This is a genomic window from Streptomyces sp. NPDC006393 (assembly GCF_040628575.1).
Taxonomy (GTDB): domain Bacteria; phylum Actinomycetota; class Actinomycetes; order Streptomycetales; family Streptomycetaceae; genus Streptomyces.
Window position 1 is genome coordinate 1 of record NZ_JBEXZD010000018.1, and the last position, 17,446, is coordinate 17,446.

At 70.8% G+C, this 17,446-nt stretch carries 20 protein-coding genes, 1 pseudogene and 1 riboswitch; of the genes and pseudogenes, 17 read left to right on the forward strand and 4 right to left on the reverse strand.

Going from position 1 to position 17,446, the window contains the following annotated elements:
- From ABZ484_RS10955 to ABZ484_RS10995, 9 genes and pseudogenes are all read left to right on the forward strand, one after another.
- A pseudogene (locus tag ABZ484_RS10955) lies at positions 1-238 on the forward strand (signal peptidase I); the annotation flags it as partial.
- Between the two features lie 169 nt (positions 239-407).
- Positions 408-1,184: a signal peptidase I gene (gene lepB / locus ABZ484_RS10960; RefSeq protein WP_358865578.1), complete on the forward strand. Its 777-nt coding sequence runs from the start codon at positions 408-410 to the stop codon at positions 1,182-1,184.
- Positions 1,174-1,686 carry an NUDIX hydrolase gene (locus tag ABZ484_RS10965; RefSeq protein ID WP_358865579.1) on the forward strand — a complete coding sequence of 171 codons (513 nt, stop codon included), beginning with the start codon at positions 1,174-1,176 and terminating at the stop codon, positions 1,684-1,686. The genes lepB and ABZ484_RS10965 overlap by 11 nt, the downstream gene beginning before the upstream one ends.
- A 56-nt stretch (positions 1,687-1,742) precedes the next feature.
- Positions 1,743-2,051 carry a DUF2469 domain-containing protein gene (locus ABZ484_RS10970; protein ID WP_018544766.1) on the forward strand — a complete coding sequence of 103 codons (309 nt, stop codon included), beginning with the start codon at positions 1,743-1,745 and terminating at the stop codon, positions 2,049-2,051.
- Between the two features lie 110 nt (positions 2,052-2,161).
- Positions 2,162-2,557 carry a YraN family protein gene (locus ABZ484_RS10975; protein WP_358865580.1) on the forward strand — a complete coding sequence of 132 codons (396 nt, stop codon included), beginning with the start codon at positions 2,162-2,164 and terminating at the stop codon, positions 2,555-2,557.
- Complete coding sequence (locus tag ABZ484_RS10980; protein ID WP_358865581.1) at positions 2,557-4,179, forward strand: YifB family Mg chelatase-like AAA ATPase; 1,623 nt, start codon at positions 2,557-2,559, stop codon at positions 4,177-4,179. Before ABZ484_RS10975 ends, ABZ484_RS10980 begins: the two co-directional genes overlap by 1 nt.
- A 236-nt stretch (positions 4,180-4,415) precedes the next feature.
- Positions 4,416-5,546 carry a DNA-processing protein DprA gene (dprA, locus tag ABZ484_RS10985; protein ID WP_358865647.1) on the forward strand — a complete coding sequence of 377 codons (1,131 nt, stop codon included), beginning with the start codon at positions 4,416-4,418 and terminating at the stop codon, positions 5,544-5,546.
- Between the two features lie 268 nt (positions 5,547-5,814).
- The gene (gene whiG / locus ABZ484_RS10990; protein WP_189900581.1) at positions 5,815-6,657 is read left to right on the forward strand and encodes an RNA polymerase sigma factor WhiG; all 843 of its coding nucleotides are present in this window, start codon (positions 5,815-5,817) and stop codon (positions 6,655-6,657) included.
- Positions 6,658-6,792: 135 nt separating this feature from the next.
- Complete coding sequence (locus ABZ484_RS10995; RefSeq protein WP_358865648.1) at positions 6,793-7,350, forward strand: helix-turn-helix domain-containing protein; 558 nt, start codon at positions 6,793-6,795, stop codon at positions 7,348-7,350.
- Between the two features lie 36 nt (positions 7,351-7,386).
- On the opposite strand, the gene ABZ484_RS11000 is transcribed toward ABZ484_RS10995, so the two are convergent.
- Entirely contained in the window at positions 7,387-7,965 is a 579-nt protein-coding gene (locus tag ABZ484_RS11000; protein WP_358865582.1) for a M23 family metallopeptidase, read from the reverse strand.
- A gap of 621 nt (positions 7,966-8,586) precedes the next feature.
- Between ABZ484_RS11000 and rpsB the strand changes: the two genes are divergently transcribed.
- The 6 genes from rpsB to ABZ484_RS11030 all read left to right on the forward strand — a co-directional run bounded on the left by rpsB (position 8,587) and on the right by ABZ484_RS11030 (position 13,761).
- The gene (gene rpsB / locus ABZ484_RS11005; protein ID WP_358865583.1) at positions 8,587-9,468 is read left to right on the forward strand and encodes a 30S ribosomal protein S2; all 882 of its coding nucleotides are present in this window, start codon (positions 8,587-8,589) and stop codon (positions 9,466-9,468) included.
- A gap of 181 nt (positions 9,469-9,649) precedes the next feature.
- Positions 9,650-10,486 carry a translation elongation factor Ts gene (tsf, locus tag ABZ484_RS11010; RefSeq protein ID WP_358865584.1) on the forward strand — a complete coding sequence of 279 codons (837 nt, stop codon included), beginning with the start codon at positions 9,650-9,652 and terminating at the stop codon, positions 10,484-10,486.
- Positions 10,487-10,694: 208 nt separating this feature from the next.
- A complete protein-coding gene (gene pyrH, locus ABZ484_RS11015) occupies positions 10,695-11,453 on the forward strand; it encodes a UMP kinase (RefSeq protein ID WP_306190330.1) in 759 nt (252 codons plus the stop codon).
- Positions 11,454-11,597: 144 nt separating this feature from the next.
- Entirely contained in the window at positions 11,598-12,155 is a 558-nt protein-coding gene (gene frr / locus ABZ484_RS11020; protein WP_030168208.1) for a ribosome recycling factor, read from the forward strand.
- A 140-nt stretch (positions 12,156-12,295) separates the two neighbouring features.
- Positions 12,296-13,534 carry a phosphatidate cytidylyltransferase gene (locus ABZ484_RS11025; RefSeq protein WP_358865585.1) on the forward strand — a complete coding sequence of 413 codons (1,239 nt, stop codon included), beginning with the start codon at positions 12,296-12,298 and terminating at the stop codon, positions 13,532-13,534.
- Positions 13,535-13,581: 47 nt separating this feature from the next.
- Positions 13,582-13,761 carry a hypothetical protein gene (locus ABZ484_RS11030; RefSeq protein ID WP_358865586.1) on the forward strand — a complete coding sequence of 60 codons (180 nt, stop codon included), beginning with the start codon at positions 13,582-13,584 and terminating at the stop codon, positions 13,759-13,761.
- Positions 13,762-13,788: 27 nt separating this feature from the next.
- On the opposite strand, the gene ABZ484_RS11035 is transcribed toward ABZ484_RS11030, so the two are convergent.
- The gene (locus ABZ484_RS11035) at positions 13,789-14,094 is read right to left on the reverse strand and encodes a hypothetical protein (protein WP_358865587.1); all 306 of its coding nucleotides are present in this window, start codon (positions 14,092-14,094) and stop codon (positions 13,789-13,791) included.
- A 105-nt stretch (positions 14,095-14,199) separates the two neighbouring features.
- Here ABZ484_RS11035 and ABZ484_RS11040 point away from each other — a divergent pair, with 105 nt between their 5' ends.
- Positions 14,200-14,553, forward strand: a complete 354-nt coding sequence (locus ABZ484_RS11040) for a YciI family protein (protein WP_358865588.1) — start codon at positions 14,200-14,202, stop codon at positions 14,551-14,553.
- A gap of 126 nt (positions 14,554-14,679) precedes the next feature.
- Here the strand turns inward: ABZ484_RS11040 and ABZ484_RS11045 are convergent, their stop codons facing one another.
- Positions 14,680-14,853, reverse strand: coding sequence for a hypothetical protein (locus ABZ484_RS11045; RefSeq protein ID WP_358865589.1), 174 nt, complete (start codon positions 14,851-14,853; stop codon positions 14,680-14,682).
- Positions 14,854-15,022: 169 nt separating this feature from the next.
- Positions 15,023-15,745, reverse strand: a complete 723-nt coding sequence (locus ABZ484_RS11050; protein WP_358865590.1) for a hypothetical protein — start codon at positions 15,743-15,745, stop codon at positions 15,023-15,025.
- 264 nt (positions 15,746-16,009) lie between these two features.
- On the opposite strand from ABZ484_RS11050, the gene rlmN reads away from it, so the two are divergent.
- On the forward strand, positions 16,010-17,116 hold the full coding sequence (gene rlmN, locus ABZ484_RS11055; RefSeq protein WP_358865591.1) for a 23S rRNA (adenine(2503)-C(2))-methyltransferase RlmN: 1,107 nt from the start codon (positions 16,010-16,012) through the stop codon (positions 17,114-17,116).
- 146 nt (positions 17,117-17,262) lie between these two features.
- Positions 17,263-17,368, forward strand: a riboswitch (TPP riboswitch).
- The last annotated feature ends 78 nt before the right edge of the window (positions 17,369-17,446 follow it).

Here is a 17,446-nt window from a genome sequence, read left to right on the forward strand (position 1 = left end):
CGGACGCGCCATCGTGCGGGCCTGGCCGGTCAACCGCTGGGGCACCCTGCCCGTGCCCGACACCTTCGACCAGGCGGGCATCGGCCAGCAGCAGTCCTCGGCCGCGGGCGCCCTGACGGTGGCCCCGGGCGGCGTGGCGCTCAGCGCGGCCGTGCCGCTGGTGGTGTGGCGCCGCAGGCGGACCACCAAGGCCGTGAGCGGCACGGGCGACAGGACGACGGCAGCCGGGAGCCGCTGAGGGCCGTCCGACGGGGCGTTCCGCTCGCACGGGCCGCCCCCGGGGCGGGCGGCCTCGCGGTGAAGCCGCTCGGGGCGCCCCGCCCTGTGTGAAGCCGTCGTGGAGCTCTTCCCCGCAGGCACGGCGGGGGCTGCCCCGACCTGGGTACCGCCCGGTAGGGTGCGGGTCCATGGGTGGCGAGAGCACGACGCGTACGGCCCCGCGCAGCGGCGGCACAGGCACGGGCCCGGCGGGCGGCAGGACGGGACAGAGGCTGTCCGGGCTGGCCGTGGCGCTGGGGCTGGTGCTGTTTCTCGGCGGATTCGCGTGGGCGGCGGTGGTCTACCGGCCGTACACCGTCCCCACCAGCTCCATGACGCCGACGATCGACATGGGCGACCGGGTGCTCGCCCAGCGCGTCGACGGCGACGAGATCCGCCGCGGTGACGTCGTCGTCTTCTACGACAAGAGCTGGGTGTCGAACGCGCCCGTGGTCAAGCGCGTGGTGGCCGTTGGCGGCGACACGGTCTCCTGCTGCACGCGGGGCAAGCTGACCGTCAACGGCAAGCCGATCGACGAGCCGTACCTGAAGGGCGGCGTCGCCGAGGACAAGACCATCCCGACCGTGAAGGTCCCCGAGGGCCGCCTTTTCCTGCTCGGCGACGAACGCCAGGGTTCCCTCGACTCCACCGCCCACCTCGACGACGCGGCCAAGGGCACCGTGGCCCGCGCCGATGTCACGGCGCGCGTCGACGCCGTCGTCTGGCCGATGAAGGGCATGCTGGAGCGCCCCACCGGCTTCGAGCAGCTGGGCGCCCTGTCCCGGCCCGGGCCGCTGCGCACGATCGTCCTGCTGGTGGTCGCCGGAGCCGTCCTCGTCCTCGCCGGTGGCGCCTACGGTCCGATCGCCAAGCGGCTGGGCCGCTCCCGAGCCCGCACCCGGACGGAGCCGGCCGGTGCTCGCTGAGACCCAGGACGTGGACGGCGACGGGCTGCGCAAGGTGGCCCGGGTCGTCCTGCTCGACCCCTCGGACCGCATCCTGCTCCTCCACGGCCATGAGCCGGGCGATCCGGCCGACGACTGGTGGTTCACGCCCGGCGGCGGCCTGGAGGGCGACGAGAGCCGCGAGGAGGCCGCGCTGAGGGAACTCGCGGAGGAGACCGGTATCACCGAGGTCGAGCTCGGTCCGGTGCTGTGGCGGCGCCGGTGCTCCTTCCCGTTCGCGGGCCGCCGCTGGGACCAGGACGAGTGGTACTACCTGGCCCGTACGACCCAGACGGCGACCGCCGCGACGGCCCTGACGGAACTGGAGCGGCGCAGCGTCGCCGGAGCGCGCTGGTGGACGTGTCAGGAACTGGCCCGGGCACGTGAGACGGTGTATCCGACCAGACTCGCCGAGCTGCTGCGCACACTGCTCGACGAAGGTCCTCCGGCCGGGCCCGTGACTCTGGACACCGAAATCGTCTAGGGGCTCGCGGGACTGGCGCACAATGGGGGGACCGTACGGCTGAAGGGGAACATGCCATGAGCGCCGAGGACCTCGAGAAGTACGAGACCGAGATGGAGCTCAAGCTCTACCGGGAGTACCGCGATGTCGTCGGTCTGTTCAAATACGTGATCGAGACCGAGCGGCGCTTCTACCTCACCAACGACTACGAGATGCAGGTGCACTCGGTCCAGGGTGAGGTGTTTTTCGAGGTGACCATGGCCGATGCCTGGGTGTGGGACATGTACCGACCGGCCCGGTTCGTCAAGCAGGTGCGTGTCCTCACATTCAAGGACGTGAACATTGAGGAGCTGAACAAGAGCGACCTGGAACTGCCCAGCGGGTGAGGGCCGTCAGGCGCGGGTGGGGCGTGGCGGGGAGGACCACTCGTGTGAGTGACGCGGTTGTCCACAACCGGTGAGTAGCACACCAAGATCCACTCCGTCGGGCCGGATGCGTGACCGTTGGCGCCGGAGGTGGTGCCGACATGAGCAAGGCACGCAACGGACTCGGCAGGTACGGCGAGGACCTCGCCGCCCGCCGGCTCGCCGGAACCGGTATGACGGTCCTGGAGCGCAACTGGCGCTGCGGCAGGACCGGTGAGATCGACATCCTGGCCCGGGACGGGGACGTCCTGGTCGTCTGCGAGGTGAAGACCCGCAGGGTGGGCGCCTTCCAGCATCCGATGGCCGCGATCACACCGGAGAAGACCCAGCGGCTGCGCGCCCTGGCGGAACGCTGGATCGCGGCCCACGGAGGAGCACCCCCGGGCGGCGTCCGCATCGACCTCGTCGGCGTCCTGCTGCCCCGGCGCGGCGCGCCCCGCGTCGAGCACGTACGGGGGGCGGCCTGATGGGGTTCGCGCGTACGTGCTCCGTGGCCCTCGTCGGCGTCGAGGGCGTGGTCGTCGAGGTCCAGGCCGACCTCGAACCGGGTGTCGCCGCCTTCACCCTCGTGGGGCTGCCGGACAAGAGCCTGACCGAGAGCCGGGACCGGGTGCGGGCCGCGGTGGTCAACTCCGGCGCCGAGTGGCCGCAGAAGAAGCTCACCGTCGGACTCAGCCCGGCCTCCGTGCCCAAGGCCGGCAGCGGCTTCGACCTGGCCGTGGCCTGCGCGGTGCTCGGTGCCGCCGAGCGGATCGACCCCCGGGTGTCGGCCGACGTCGTGATGATCGGGGAACTCGGCCTGGACGGCCGGGTACGGCCCGTGCGGGGCATCCTCCCGGCGGTGCTGGCCGCCGCGGACGCCGGCTACGAACAGGTGGTCGTGCCGGAGTGCGCGGCCGCCGAGGCCTCGCTGGTGCCCGGAATCTCCGTGCTCGGCATCCGCAGCCTGCGCCAGCTGATCGCGGTACTGGCCGACGAACCCGTCCCCGAGGAGGACCCGGACGAGCAGGGACGCCCCGACCCGCTCCTCGCCGGGCTGCGCGTGCCCGGCACCGGTGCGGCCACCGGCATGCACAGCGTGGGCGCCGCCCAGCACGACCACGGGCACGACCTCTCCGACGTCGTCGGCCAGATCTCCGCGCGCACGGCGGTGGAGGTCGCCGCGGCCGGCGGACACCACCTGTTCCTGGAGGGACCGCCCGGCGCGGGCAAGACCATGCTCGCCGAGCGGCTGCCCGGGATCCTGCCCCCGCTCGGCCGGCAGGAGTCCCTGGAGGTCACGGCGGTCCATTCGGTGGCCGGACTGCTGCCACCGGGCAAACCGCTCATCGACCTCGCCCCCTACTGCGCGCCGCACCACTCCGCGACGATGCAGGCACTCGTCGGCGGCGGCCCCGGCGTCGCCCGCCCCGGCGCCGTCTCCCTCGCCCACCGCGGCGTGCTCTTCCTGGACGAGGCCCCGGAGTTCAGCAGTCACGCCCTCGACGCCCTGCGCCAGCCCCTGGAAGCCGGACATGTCGTGATCGCCCGCAGCGCCGGGGTCGTCCGCTTCCCCGCGAGGTTCCTGATGGTGCTCGCGGCCAACCCGTGCCCCTGCGGCCGGTTCTCGCAGCGCGACAGCCTGTGCGAGTGTCCGCCCTCGGCCATCCGGCGCTACCAGGCCCGGCTCTCCGGGCCGCTGCTCGACCGGGTGGACCTGCGGGTCGAAGTCGACCCGGTCACCCGGTCGGAGCTGACCCGCGACGCCCGGGGGGAGTCCACGGCGACGGTGGCCGACCGGGTGCGGGCCGCCCGGGAGCGCGCGACGGCACGGCTGGCGGGCACGCCCTGGCGGACCAACAGCGAGGTGCCGGGACGTGAGCTGCGCAGCCGCTGGCACGCCGCGGCCGGCGCGCTGGACGAGGCCGAGCGCAATCTGGAGCGCGGTGTGCTCACGGCCCGCGGACTCGACCGTGTGCTCCGGGTCGCCTGGACGGTGGCGGACCTCGCCGGCCACGACCGCCCGGACGCCTCCGACGTCGCCCTGGCACTGCAACTGCGCACCGGAGTCCCCCGCGGCGTACCCATGACCATCGGGACCCCCGCATGAGCCCGCAGCGCAGCCCCGGCGGGGGCGCCGGAGGCGGCCGGAACCCCGAGCGTGAAGCGGACGGCGGGCGGGGCCCTGGTGGCGGGTGCGGCCCTGTTGGCGGGTGCGGTCCTGATTGCGGGTGCGGTCCTGATGGCGGCCGTCATGCGGACGACGGGCGCGGTCCCGACGGCCGGCGTGACGCTGATGCTGGGCGGGGTCCTGTCGGCGGGCGTGGCGCTGATGGCGGGCGTGAGCTGCTTGCGCGGGTCTTTCTCAGCCGGGTCGTCGAGCCTGGGGACGAGACCGCGGGATGGTGGGTGAGGGAGCTGGGTGCCGTGGCCGTGGCGCGGCGGCTGCGGGAGGGCGCGCCGAGGTTCGCCGGGGTGTCGGACAAGCGGTGGGCCGGTCTGTGCGCACGGGCCGCGCGGGCCGATCCCGAACGGGACCTCGCCGTCGCCCGGGGCGCCGGGGTGCGGTTCGTGCGCCCCGGCGACACCGAGTGGCCCGCTCAGCTCGACGACCTGGGCGACGCCCGCCCCATCGGACTGTGGGTGCGCGGCCGTCCCAGCCTGCGGATATGGGCGCTGCGGTCGGTCGCCGTGGTCGGCGCCCGCGCCTGCACCGAGTACGGCGCCCACATGGCCGCCACGCTCGCCGCCGGGCTCGCCGAACGCGGCTGGGTGGTGGTGTCCGGGGGCGCCTACGGAGTCGACGGCGCCGCGCACCGCGGCGCACTCGGCAGCGGCGGAGCCACCGTCGCCGTCCTGGCCTGCGGCGTCGACCGGCCCTACCCCCGCGGTCACACCGAGCTGATCAACAGGATGGCCCAGCAGGGACTGGTGGTCGGGGAACTGCCTCCCGGCGACCACCCGACGCCGAGCAGGTTCATCGTCCGCAACAGAGTCATCGCGGCACTCACCCGCGGCACCGTCGTCGTGGAGGCCGCCTACCGCAGCGGTTCGCTGGTCACCGCCCGGGCGGCACAGCGGCTGGGCCGCCACACCATGGGGGTCCCCGGCCCGGCCACCAGCGCGCTCTCGGCCGGCGTCCACGAACTGCTGCGCGGCGGGGCGGTGCTGGTCGGCGACGCCGCGGAAGTCGTCGAGCTGGTCGGAGACATGGGTGAGCTGGCCCCGGACCGGCGCGGCCCCGTTCTCCCGCGCGACCTGCTGGCACCGGAGGCCCGGCAGGTCCTGGCCGCGCTCCCCGGGCGCGGTACCGCGGACGCGGCCGAGGTCGCCCGTGGCGCCCGGACGACGCCGGACGACGCGATCGCGAGACTGTACGAACTCCGATCGCTCGGTTACGTCGAACGACATGGCGACGGATGGAAGTTGACACGCCAGGCGATGATCTCCGTCCGGGCCGGCCGGGAGGGGTGCTGACCGAGCGTGTTCGACCGTCCGGGGGAACGCCGACGCCTGCGTAAATTCCCGCAGTTGGGCGTTTCACCGGTCACCCAGGGTGACGCGGGTGACCCGGTGGAGCGCCCTGCGGAACGAATCTGCGCACGCCCCGCGCCCCGCCGTTCGCGCACCGCGACACTCCAGTCACGCTACGCTCACGTGGTTCCGATACAGAAACCCGATCCCCGACCCATACGACAACTCACCCAGGAAGCCGCACCCACGGCAGAACGGCACAAGGCGACGAATGCCCCAGCACACCTCCGGCTCCGACCGGGCGGAGATCCCCCCAGCCGCCCGTGACGGCGGCAGCGTGCGGCCGCCCGCTCCCTCGACGCTCGACGAGCTGTGGCGGTCGTACAAGGCGACGGGGGACGACCGGCTGCGTGAGCAGCTGATCCTGCACTACTCGCCCCTGGTGAAGTATGTGGCGGGGCGGGTGAGCGTCGGCCTGCCGCCCAATGTGGAGCAGGCCGACTTCGTGTCCTCGGGGGTCTTCGGGCTGATCGACGCGATCGAGAAGTTCGACATCGACCGGGAGATCAAGTTCGAGACCTATGCGATCACCCGGATCCGGGGCGCCATGATCGACGAACTGCGCGCGCTGGACTGGATCCCCCGCTCGGTGCGGCAGAAGGCGCGGAACGTCGAGCGGGCGTACGCCACGCTGGAGGCCCGGCTGCGGCGCACCCCGTCGGAGAGCGAGGTGGCCGCGGAGATGGGCATCGCGGTCGACGAACTCCATGCCGTCTTCAGCCAGTTGTCGCTGGCCAACGTGGTGGCGCTGGAGGAGCTGCTGCACGTGGGCGGCGAGGGCGGCGACCGGCTGAGCCTCATGGACACGCTGGAGGACACCGCCGCCGACAACCCGGTGGAGGTGGCCGAGGACCGGGAGCTGCGCCGTTTCCTGGCCCGGGCGATCAACACCCTGCCCGAGCGGGAGAAGACCGTCGTCACGCTGTACTACTACGAGGGCCTCACACTCGCCGAGATCGGCAACGTGCTCGGGGTGACCGAGAGCCGGGTCAGCCAGATCCACACCAAGTCGGTGCTGCAACTGCGCGCCAAGCTGGCGAGCTTCGGCCGCTGACCCACCTGACGCGACCCACCGGACTTGACCTGCCCGACCCGACCTGCCGGATCCGACCCGCGGGGACCCGGACGGCCCCGGCCCGGGTGGTGCCTCCGTACAGTGGTCGACGTGCCAAGGATTCGAGCGGCCTCCGTGGCCGAGCACCGGTCGATGCAGCGAGCCGCCCTGCTGGACGCGGCGCGGACCCTGCTGTCCGAAGGCGGGACGGAGGCGCTGACCTTCCCCGCTCTCGCCGAGCGGACGGGGCTGGCGCGGTCGTCGGTGTACGAGTACTTCCGGTCGCGGGCCGCCGTGGTCGAGGAGCTGTGCGCGGTCGACTTCCCGGTGTGGGCCGCGGAGGTCTCGGCGGCGATGGCCGCGGCCGACGGGCCGGAGGCCAAGGTCGAGGCGTACGTGCGCAAGCAGCTGGAACTCGTCGGGGACCGGCGGCACCGGGCCGTGGTGGCGATCTCGGCGAGCGAGCTGGACGCCGGGGCGCGGGAGAAGATCCGCGCCGCGCACGGCGAGCTCGTCGCGATGATCGTCGAGGCGCTGGGCGAACTGGGACACGGGCAGCCGCGGCTGGCGGCGATGCTGTTGCAGGGGGTGGTGGACGCGGCGGTGCGAAGGATCGAGCTCGGGATCGCCGAGGAGCCCTCGGCGGTGGCGGAGGCGGCGGTGGGGATGGCGCTGCGAGGGGTTCGCGGCTGACCCACGGCTGCCGCGCGTGCGGGTGAGTGCGGCCGGCTAGGGGATCGGCACCCCCAGTACCGGCAGCAGCCTCGGCGGGGCCGGGTTCAGCAGCCAAGGCGGCAGGAGCAGCAGCGGGTTCAGGTACGTCTGTGCTCTCAGCAGGCCCCAGTGCAGGCACCCCGTCGCGCAGTGCGAGGCGCCGCCCGGTGCCGTCTGCTCCACCGTGCCGAGCACGTCGCCCGCATCCACCTCGTCGCCCTTCCTCACCGTGGCGCGCACCGGCTCGTACGTCGTCCGCAGGGGAGGGGTGCCGGTACCCGCCAGCTCCACGGACACCACGCCCCGTCCCGCCACCGGGCCCGCGAAGGACACCCGGCCGCCCGACACGGCCCGTACCGCAGCGCCGGGTGGCGCCGCCAGGTCCACGCCCCGATGCCCGGGGCCGTACTCCGTCGCCGGCGGCTCCCAGCCGCGCAGCACCCGCGGACGTACCCCCACCGGCCAGAAGCGTCCCACCGCCGGCACCGACCCGTCCGCCGGCACCGACCCGTCCGCCGGCACCGACCCGTCCGCCGTCACCGACCCGTCTGCCGGCCCCGACCCGTCTGCCGGCACCGAACGGTCCGCCGGCACCGAACGGTCCGCCGGCCCCGAACGGTCCGCCGGCCCCGAACGGTCCGTCGGCACCGACCCGCGCCCTGATCCCGTCTCGTCCGCCGACCCCGACCCGCCTGCCGGCCCCGTCCCGTCCGCCGACCCCGACCCGCCGGCCGCCACCGTCCCGGGAACCCCCGCTGTCACCCGCCCCCCAGCAGCCCCCGGCGGAGCCGGAGCGCCGCCCCCGCTCGCCCATGCCACCGACGTCAGCAGGGCCGCCGCCGTCCCCAGCGGCAGCCCGAGCCGCACGCCCACGCATCGCTTCCCGCTCATGGCCCCGCCCCCGCCTCCGCCCCTTGCGAACATGACCCCACGGTCCCGCACCCCGTGGCACCCCGCCGGAGCCTGTGGACAACCCGGCCGTTGTGGACAACTCACCGGTTGTCGGCAGCGGCGTCACCCGGCGCCTCCCGGGTCCCGTACACTTCTGATGGCGATCCGGGTCACCGGGTCGACTTCGCACGCCCCGACACTCTGGCCGGCAACGGCCGGTGTCAGCGCCCCTCGGTCCTTCGTGGCACGGCGCGCCGCGGGCGTCAGGCGCGGAAGCCGTCCGGCATCCGCGGCACAACCGAGAAACTCAAGGAGAGTACGGCCATGGCCGTCGTCACGATGCGGGAGCTGCTGGAGAGCGGCGTCCACTTCGGTCACCAGACCCGCCGTTGGAACCCGAAGATGAAGCGCTTCATCTTCACCGAGCGCAACGGCATCTACATCATCGACCTGCTCCAGTCGCTGTCGTACATCGACCGCGCCTACGAGTTCGTCAAGGAGACCGTCGCCCACGGCGGCACGGTCATGTTCGTCGGCACGAAGAAGCAGGCGCAGGAGGCCATCGCCGAGCAGGCCACCCGCGTCGGCATGCCCTACGTGAACCAGCGCTGGCTGGGCGGCATGCTCACCAACTTCTCGACCGTCTACAAGCGCCTGCAGCGCCTGAAGGAACTCGAGCAGATCGACTTCGAGGACGTGGCCGCCTCCGGCCTCACCAAGAAGGAGCTGCTGGTCCTCTCCCGCGAGAAGGCCAAGCTGGAGAAGACGCTCGGCGGTATCCGCGAGATGCAGAAGGTGCCCAGCGCCGTCTGGATCGTGGACACCAAGAAGGAGCACATCGCGGTCGGCGAGGCCCGGAAGCTCAACATCCCGGTCGTGGCCATCCTCGACACCAACTGCGACCCCGACGAGGTCGACTACAAGATCCCGGGCAACGACGACGCGATCCGCTCCGTCACCCTGCTCACCCGTGTGATCGCCGACGCCGTCGCCGAGGGCCTCATCGCCCGCTCCGGCATGGCCGCCGGTGACAAGGGCGAGAAGGCCGCGGGCGAGCCGCTCGCCGAGTGGGAGCGCGACCTGCTCGAGGGTGAGAAGAAGGCCGAGGAGGCTCCGGCCGCCGAGGCCGAGAAGCCGGCCGAGGCCGCCGCTGCCGAGGCTCCGGCTGCCGAGGCCCCGGCCGCCGAGGGCGAGCAGCAGGCCTGACCCGTCAGTGTCAGCGTTGACGGCGGGAGCGGTGCATGAAGTCCGCTCCCGCCGTTCACCCGTAGGTCAGCGGCGCGTCGGCGGGCCCGGCTCGACGAGCGAGAGGCTCCCTGAGGGGGCACGGGCCCCGCGGACCCCCTGATCTTCGATCTTCCAGACTTCGAGAAAGATTCACAGACTCATGGCGAACTACACCGCCGCCGACGTCAAGAAGCTCCGTGAGCTCACCGGCGCCGGCATGATGGACTGCAAGAAGGCGCTGGACGAGGCCGAGGGCAACGTCGAGAAGGCCGTCGAGGCGCTGCGCATCAAGGGCCAGAAGGGCGTCGCCAAGCGCGAGGGCCGCTCCGCCGAGAACGGCGCCGTGGTCTCGATCATCGCCGACGACAACTCCTCCGGTGTCCTCGTCGAGCTCAAGTGCGAGACGGACTTCGTCGCCAAGGGTGACAAGTTCCAGGCCGTCGCCAAGGCCATCGCCGAGCACGTCGCCAAGACCTCCCCGGCCGACATCGAGGCCCTGCTCGCCTCCGAGATCGAGGCCGGCAAGACCGTCCAGGCGTTCGTGGACGAGGCCAACGCCAACCTGGGCGAGAAGATCGTCCTGGACCGCTTCGCGCAGTTCTCGGACGGCTTCGTCACCGCCTACATGCACCGCACGATGCCCGACCTGCCCCCGCAGATCGGTGTCCTCGTCGAGCTCGACAAGCCGAACGCCGAGGTCGCCAAGGGCGTCGCCCAGCACATCGCCGCCTTCGCGCCGAAGTACCTCTCCAAGGACGAGGTCCCGGCCGACGTCGTCGAGTCCGAGCGCCGCATCGCCGAGGAGACCACCCGCGCCGAGGGCAAGCCCGAGGCCGCGATCGCCAAGATCGTCGAGGGTCGTCTGAACGGCTTCTTCAAGGACGCCACCCTGCTCGGCCAGCCCTACGCGCTGGACAACAAGAAGTCGGTCCAGAAGGTTCTGGACGAGGCCGGTGTCACCCTGAAGCGCTTCACGCGCATCAAGGTCGGCATCTGAGTCCGAAGTCCGTACCGCGACGGACGCCCGGCCCGATAGGGTCGACAGCAGTCGTCCACGTCGCCCGCGGGTGCTCACCACGCACCCGCGTGTGACACACGACAGCAGATCTGACGAGGAGGCCATTGCCGCTGCATGGGATGCGAAACACGCCCCACCGGCAATGGCCTTCTTCGCATGTGCACCACGTAACAGAGGCGGGATCTCGATGACCACCAAGGCCCAGAAGAGCGACGACGGCAAAGTGACCGGCCGGTTTCTGCTGAAGCTGTCCGGAGAGGCATTCTCCGGCGGCGGGGGCCTGGGCGTCGACCCGGACGTGGTGCACGCCATCGCCCGCGAGATCGCGGCCGTCGTACGGGACGGCGCCCAGATCGCGGTCGTGATCGGCGGCGGCAACTTCTTCCGCGGCGCCGAACTCCAGCAGCGCGGCATGGACCGCGCCCGCTCGGACTACATGGGCATGCTCGGCACCGTGATGAACTGCCTCGCCCTCCAGGACTTCCTGGAGAAGGAGGGCATCGACAGCCGGGTCCAGACCGCCATCACCATGGGCCAGGTCGCCGAGCCCTACATCCCGCTGCGCGCCGTGCGCCACCTGGAGAAGGGCCGCGTGGTCATCTTCGGCGCCGGTATGGGCATGCCGTACTTCTCCACCGACACCACCGCCGCCCAGCGCGCCCTGGAGATCGACGCCGAGGCGCTGCTCATGGGCAAGAACGGCGTGGACGGGGTGTACGACTCCGACCCGAAGACCAACCCGGACGCCGTCAAGTTCGACTCCCTCGGCTACGGCGAGGTCATCACGCGCGACCTGAAGGTCGCCGACGCCACGGCGATCACGCTGTGCCGTGACAACAAGCTCCCGATCCTCGTCTTCGAGCTTCTCGCGGAGGGCAATATCGCCCGCGCCGTCAAGGGTGAGAAGATCGGCACACTGGTGGGTGACCACGGCAGCCGGGACTGACCGGCAACACCGACGGACCCTGACCGGGGGATGGACAATGTCCTGCCGGTCGGGAACCGTGCAGGAAGAAGACGCGACGCAGCCGGCCGCCGGCCCCGACAAGGAACCGCAGCCGGTTCCACTCAAGACACGCAGGAGCAAGTGGTGATCGAAGAGACCCTCCTCGAGGCCGAGGAGAAGATGGAGAAGGCCGTCGTGGTCGCCAAGGAGGACTTCGCCGCGATCCGCACCGGCCGTGCGCACCCGGCGATGTTCAACAAGATCGTGGCCGACTACTACGGCGCGCCGACGCCGATCAACCAGCTGGCTTCGTTCTCCGTGCCGGAGCCGCGGATGGCGGTCGTGACCCCGTTCGACAAGAGCGCGCTGCGCAACATCGAGCAGGCGATCCGGGACTCCGACCTGGGCGTCAACCCGAGCAACGACGGCAACATCATCCGTGTGGTGTTCCCCGAGCTCACCGAGGAGCGCCGCCGCGAGTACATCAAGGTCGCCAAGGGCAAGGGCGAGGACGCCAAGGTGTCCATCCGCTCCGTGCGCCGCAAGGCCAAGGACGCCATCGACAAGCTGATCAAGGACGGAGAGGTCGGCGAGGACGAGGGCCGCCGTGCGGAGAAGGAGCTCGACGACACCACCGCGAAGTACGTCGCACAGGTGGACGAGCTCCTGAAGCACAAGGAGTCGGAGCTGCTCGAGGTCTGATGAACGACTCTTCCTGGGGAGCGCCGCCGCAAGCCGGGTACTGGGGGCCCACGGACCGGTCACCCGCCCAGGGACCCGTCCCGGGGGTTGCCCCGGCGGACCCCGCGTACGGTGCGCAGGGCGCCCAGCAGACTCGCCCCATGCCCATCGTGCCCGAGGTGCCCGCACACGGCGGAAGCCAGGAGGACGACCGGGGGGCCGCTCGGACGGGCGGCCCCTTGTTCCGCGACGAGACGCCGCGGCACCAGCCCCAACCACAGGCTCAGCCACAGCCGTACGGCACACCGCACGCCCAGCCGCACCCGCAGTCCTACGACGCACAGCCGCACCCACGGCAGCCCCATGACCCGCAGCCGGGGCCGCCCGGGATGTACGACCCGCAGCCGGGGACCTACGACCCGCAGCCGTACCAGGCGCCCCAGCATCAGTCCCAGCACCAGCCTCAGCACCAGCCCCAGCCTCGGCCCCACGACACGCCGCAGACGCCGCCCGCCCACCGGACGGCACAGCAGAATCCGGAGCCCATGCCCGACGCCCCGCAACCGGCGCCCGCCCCGCAGAAGAAGAGCGCGGGCCGTGACCTGGGCGCTGCCATAGGAGTCGGCCTCGGGCTCGGCGTGGTGATCATCGCCTCGCTGTTCATCGTCAAGGCCGTGTTCGTGGGCGTGATCGCGGTCGCGGTCGTGGTCGGCCTGTGGGAGCTCACCAAGCGGCTGGAGGAGCGCAAGGGCATCAGGGCTCCGCTGGTTCCGCTGGCGGTCGGCGGCGCCGCGATGGTGGTCGCCGGGTACGTCCGCGACGCCGAGGGCGCCTGGGTGGCGATGGCACTGACCGCGCTCGCGGTCCTGGTCTGGCGGATGACACAGCCGCCGGAGGGCTATCTGAAGGACGTCACGGCCGGCGTCTTCGCGGCGTTCTACGTGCCGTTCCTGGCCACCTTCGTGGCGATGATGCTCACCGCGGACGACGGGCCCTTCCGGGTCCTGACCTTCCTGATCCTCACCGTGGTCAGCGACACGGGCGCGTACGCCGTCGGCTGGCGCTTCGGCAAGCACAAACTCGCCCCCCGCATCAGTCCCGGCAAGACCCGCGAGGGCCTGTTCGGCGCGGTGACCTTCGCGATGGTGGCGGGGGCGCTGTGCACGCAGTTCCTGATCGACGACGGCGCCTGGTGGCAGGGCCTCGTCCTCGGCCTCGCCGTCGCCGCCAGCGCCACCCTCGGCGACCTCGGCGAATCCATGATCAAACGCGACCTGGGCATCAAGGACATGGGCACCCTGCTCCCGGGCCACGGCGGCATCATGGACCGCCTGGACTCCCTCCTGCCGACGGCCCCGGTGGTGTGGCTGCTCCTGGTGCTGTTCGTCGGAGGCAGCTGACGACCGCGCCTCCCCCCGGGCGGGACCTGCCACTAAGGTTTCCGCTCATGGGGCGGGCAAGGCTGGAGAAGGACGGCACCTACCACGGCGACCTGCCGTGCCGCTGGTGCGAGGCGCTCATCGCGCAGGGCGGGCGGCGCCGGCCGCGGCGTTACTGCAACGGCTGGCACCGGACGAAGACATACGCGTCCTGGTTCGTCACCGCCATCGCCGGCATCCTGTCCTGACCACCCGCGCCGCACCGGGAGCTGCGGCTACGTCACCGGATTCTCGATCAGCGTGACCCGGTTGCCGTCCGGGTCGTGGACCGCGGCGAACCGCACCCGCTGGGCGCCCGGCTGGATCTCCCCGACCCGGATGCCCCGGCCCGCGAGCTCCGACAGCGCGCCGTCCAGGTCGTCCACGACGAGGTTCAGCAGCGTGGACCCGGCGTGCTCCGGCGACCGGAACACCTGGATCCAGACCCGGCGAACCGCCTCCGCCACATCGAGACGCCTGCGCCCGAGCAGAAGCTGACGGTCCAGCATGGCCAGGGCGAGCTGTCGCGCGGCGAGGCTCATGACCGGATCATGCCACCTCGGACCGACGACGCCCGACCGATGAGAAGCTGACAGGCGCTCTGTCGGACCGGGAGCAGCGACGAGGCGGCCGGGTGGTCGCTGAACATGGAGGCGAACACGATGGCGCGGTACCTGATCTCGTTCGACGACGGATCGATGACCTTCCCCGAGGAGGACTTCGCGGCGGTCGGCGAGGCCTCCCACCGGGTGGTCCAGGAGGCCAAGGACGCAGGTGTCTGGATCTTCGGCGCCGGGGTGGAACGTCAGCAGGCGAGCCTCGTGGCCACCGACGGCACGGTCACGGACGGACCGTTCCCCGAGACCAAGGCGGTCGTCGGCGGTTTCTCGATCATCGAGGTCCCCTCGCGCGAGGACGCGCTCATGTGGGCTGCGAAGATCGCCGAGGCGTGCCGGTGCGCACAGGAGGTGCGCGAGATCATGTACGACCCCGAGAGCTGAGCCCCCGATCCGCGGATCCACCACCTGACGCCCGCTCCGAACACCGCAGGCCCAGGCAAGAGGTCGTTTCCCTCTCCCTGGGCCTTCAGCCGTTCCTGGTACGGGTTCAAGCCTGCGGCAGCACGCTCAGCGCTTGAAGGAGCCCTTGGTCTGTTCCTTCGCGCCCCGCATCTTGCCTCGTGCTTCGAGAGCGGCGCCTTTCGCCGCGAGGGCTTCTTTGTGCATCGCGTGGGCCGCCGTCCGCACGGTCTTTCCGACGATCTGTTCGGCCTTTGCCTTGGCCCGTTCTCCGGCGCTCATCTCGTACCTCCGTGAGTCTCACTGACCGTGTGCCCCTTGAGGCAGGGGGTGAAGCCACCCTTGTGGGCCGGCCGCCGTCGCTCAGTGGCGACCACTGACGCCCATGGGCTTCGTCAGCCTTGCCGGCGGGCGAGACCCGTGATCAGTGGACCGGCTTGTGGCGTCCGTTCTACGGGAGTGACGCATACAGGCGTCCTGATTCCCACTTGCTGTCAAACTGCGTCTTGAAGAAGTCGTACCACCCGGGATCGTTCTGCCGAGTGACTGTAAAGGTTGGCCGCTGCCAATGGTCCGCCCGGAAAGTCGCGATTCGCATGACAATTTTCCCATGTCTGGCTGACGGATCGGAAGCGATGACCGTGTTGTGAGGAACGTAACTGAGGGTCTTGATCTCCAATTTTCCAGCTATGGGTCCTTCGATCGGTGCAGCCAGTCTTCTGAGGTTGGCCTCCAAGTTGGAGCTGAGTTCGTCTGCACTATGGTTCTCTGCCTCGCTGGCCGCGACAGTCATGGCCGTGCTATGCGGTTCAATCACGAGAATTTTGATATGCAGACCTTTGGTGACGGCTCTCCTGATCTCATCCGCGTATGAGACAAGGTGTATTCCGAGCGTCCAGCCGTGAAGCCATACTTCTCGCGATGACGAGATCATCTCCCTGATCTCATCCCTGTCGTCAACCTCGGAGAAGAAGCGATCTGCGCTCGGTCGGTCTTTGATTTCAGCCAGAGACTGATTGATCTTTTCACCCTGTGAGCGCAACCTCAAAAGAGATATGGCTACAAGGGCCAGGATTGCTAGAATTCCGGAGGTTATTACGTTCTGTGAGGCGTTCCCCACCAGGCCTAGAACGCCGAATGTAACCGCCGCTCCCAGGGTTACGTAGAGATCCAAGCTGCGTATAGCAGTATGTATCATGATCGAAAACCTAGGACCCATGTTCCCCCCACGTAGCGGGCCTTCTCCGTAAGGGTTCTCTCCAACGTGGCATGCCGCGAACCATGGAACAGTGCGCGCGGCCCTGTCTGTGAAGCCTGCACCTGGAGAGCTGACAGCGCCGGGCCCGGGCCGTCCCCTGACAGGCGCCGCCCGCAGATGACCACCCCCACCCCGCTCCGGCCTGGGGCCCCGGAGATGATCTGCGACACTGGTACCACCATGCCCAAGCCCGGAGAACTCACTTTCGTCGCCCCGCGCGGAGCCAAGAAGCCGCCGCGGCACCTTGCCGATCTCTCGCCCGCCGAGCGCAAGGAGGCCGTGGCCGCGATCGGTGAGAAGCCGTTTCGTGCCAAGCAGCTCTCGCAGCACTACTTCGCGCGGTACGCGCACGACCCGGAGCAGTGGACCGACATTCCGGCCGGATCGCGCGTGAAGCTGCAGGAGGCGCTGCTTCCCGAGCTGATGACGGTCGTGCGGCATCTGTCGACCGACCAGGGGACCACCCGCAAGACGCTGTGGCGGCTGTTCGACGGCACGCTCGTGGAGTCGGTGCTGATGCGCTACCCGGACCGGGTGACCATGTGCATCAGTTCGCAGGCCGGGTGCGGGATGAACTGCCCGTTCTGTGCCACCGGCCAGGCCGGACTCGACCGGAATCTGTCGACCGCCGAGATCGTGCATCAGATCGTGGACGGGATGCGGGCGCTGCGGGACGGCGAGGTGCCCGGGGGACCGGCGCGGCTGTCCAACATCGTCTTCATGGGCATGGGCGAGCCGCTCGCCAACTACAACCGGGTGATCCGTGCCATCCGCGCGCTGACGGACCCCGAGCCGGACGGGCTGGGGCTCTCCCAGCGCGGGATCACCGTCTCCACGGTGGGCCTGGTGCCGGCGATCCACCGGTTCGCCGACGAGGGCCTCAAGTGCCGGCTCGCCATCTCCCTGCACGCCCCCGACGACGAGCTGCGCGACACCCTCGTTCCCGTGAACACACGGTGGAAGGTGCGGGAGGTGCTGGACGCCGGTTTCGAGTACAGCGCGAAGTCCGGGCGCCGGCTGTCCATCGAGTACGCGCTGATCCGGGACATCAACGACCAGGCCTGGCGCGGCGACCGGCTCGGCCGCCTCCTGAGGGGCAAGCCGGTGCACGTCAATCTGATCCCGCTCAACCCGACCCCCGGCTCCAAGTGGACCGCCTCCCGCCCCGAGGACGAGAAGGCGTTCGTCGAGGCGATCGCGGCGCACGGGGTGCCGGTGACCGTCCGGGACACCCGCGGCCAGGAGATCGACGGGGCGTGCGGTCAGCTGGCGGCCACCGAGAGGTAGCCGGACGGACGGTGGCCGGACGACGGCCGGACATTGGTCCGTCGACGGCCGGACGGTGGCCGGTCGATGGTCGGGTGGTGGCCCGTCGACGGCCGGGTGGTGGCCGGGAGCCGGACGGGCGGTAGTCTGTGGGCGTTCATATCTTCATATTCCGACAGGGGAGCGCCACAGCGCTGAGAGTGCGGCACCGGCCGCAGACCCTCTGAACCTCGCCCAGGTCATTCTGGGTAGGAAGTTCGGTCATCACTCGAGCTGTTGCGCCCTGCCCGGGCATCCTCGCGGATCCCGGGCAGGGCCGCGTCTCTTCCTGGCCAACCCCCAGGAGGACAT

Bases quoted from the DNA above. Each gene is read 5' to 3' on its own strand.
- ABZ484_RS11035 (WP_358865587.1), bottom strand. From the start codon at position 14,094: ATGAGCCTCGCCGCGCGACAGCTCGCCCTGGCCATGCTGGACCGTCAG.
- pyrH (WP_306190330.1), top strand. From the start codon at position 10,695: ATGACCACCAAGGCCCAGAAGAGCGACGACGGCAAAGTGACCGGCCGG.
- lepB (WP_358865578.1), top strand. From the start codon at position 408: ATGGGTGGCGAGAGCACGACGCGTACGGCCCCGCGCAGCGGCGGCACA.
- ABZ484_RS10980 (WP_358865581.1), top strand. From the start codon at position 2,557: ATGGGGTTCGCGCGTACGTGCTCCGTGGCCCTCGTCGGCGTCGAGGGC.
- ABZ484_RS11030 (WP_358865586.1), top strand. From the start codon at position 13,582: ATGGGGCGGGCAAGGCTGGAGAAGGACGGCACCTACCACGGCGACCTG.
- rpsB (WP_358865583.1), top strand. From the start codon at position 8,587: ATGGCCGTCGTCACGATGCGGGAGCTGCTGGAGAGCGGCGTCCACTTC.
- ABZ484_RS11025 (WP_358865585.1), top strand. From the start codon at position 12,296: ATGCCCATCGTGCCCGAGGTGCCCGCACACGGCGGAAGCCAGGAGGAC.
- rlmN (WP_358865591.1), top strand. From the start codon at position 16,010: ATGCCCAAGCCCGGAGAACTCACTTTCGTCGCCCCGCGCGGAGCCAAG.
- ABZ484_RS11045 (WP_358865589.1), bottom strand. From the start codon at position 14,853: ATGAGCGCCGGAGAACGGGCCAAGGCAAAGGCCGAACAGATCGTCGGA.
- ABZ484_RS11040 (WP_358865588.1), top strand. From the start codon at position 14,200: ATGGAGGCGAACACGATGGCGCGGTACCTGATCTCGTTCGACGACGGA.
- tsf (WP_358865584.1), top strand. From the start codon at position 9,650: ATGGCGAACTACACCGCCGCCGACGTCAAGAAGCTCCGTGAGCTCACC.
- ABZ484_RS10970 (WP_018544766.1), top strand. From the start codon at position 1,743: ATGAGCGCCGAGGACCTCGAGAAGTACGAGACCGAGATGGAGCTCAAG.
- whiG (WP_189900581.1), top strand. From the start codon at position 5,815: ATGCCCCAGCACACCTCCGGCTCCGACCGGGCGGAGATCCCCCCAGCC.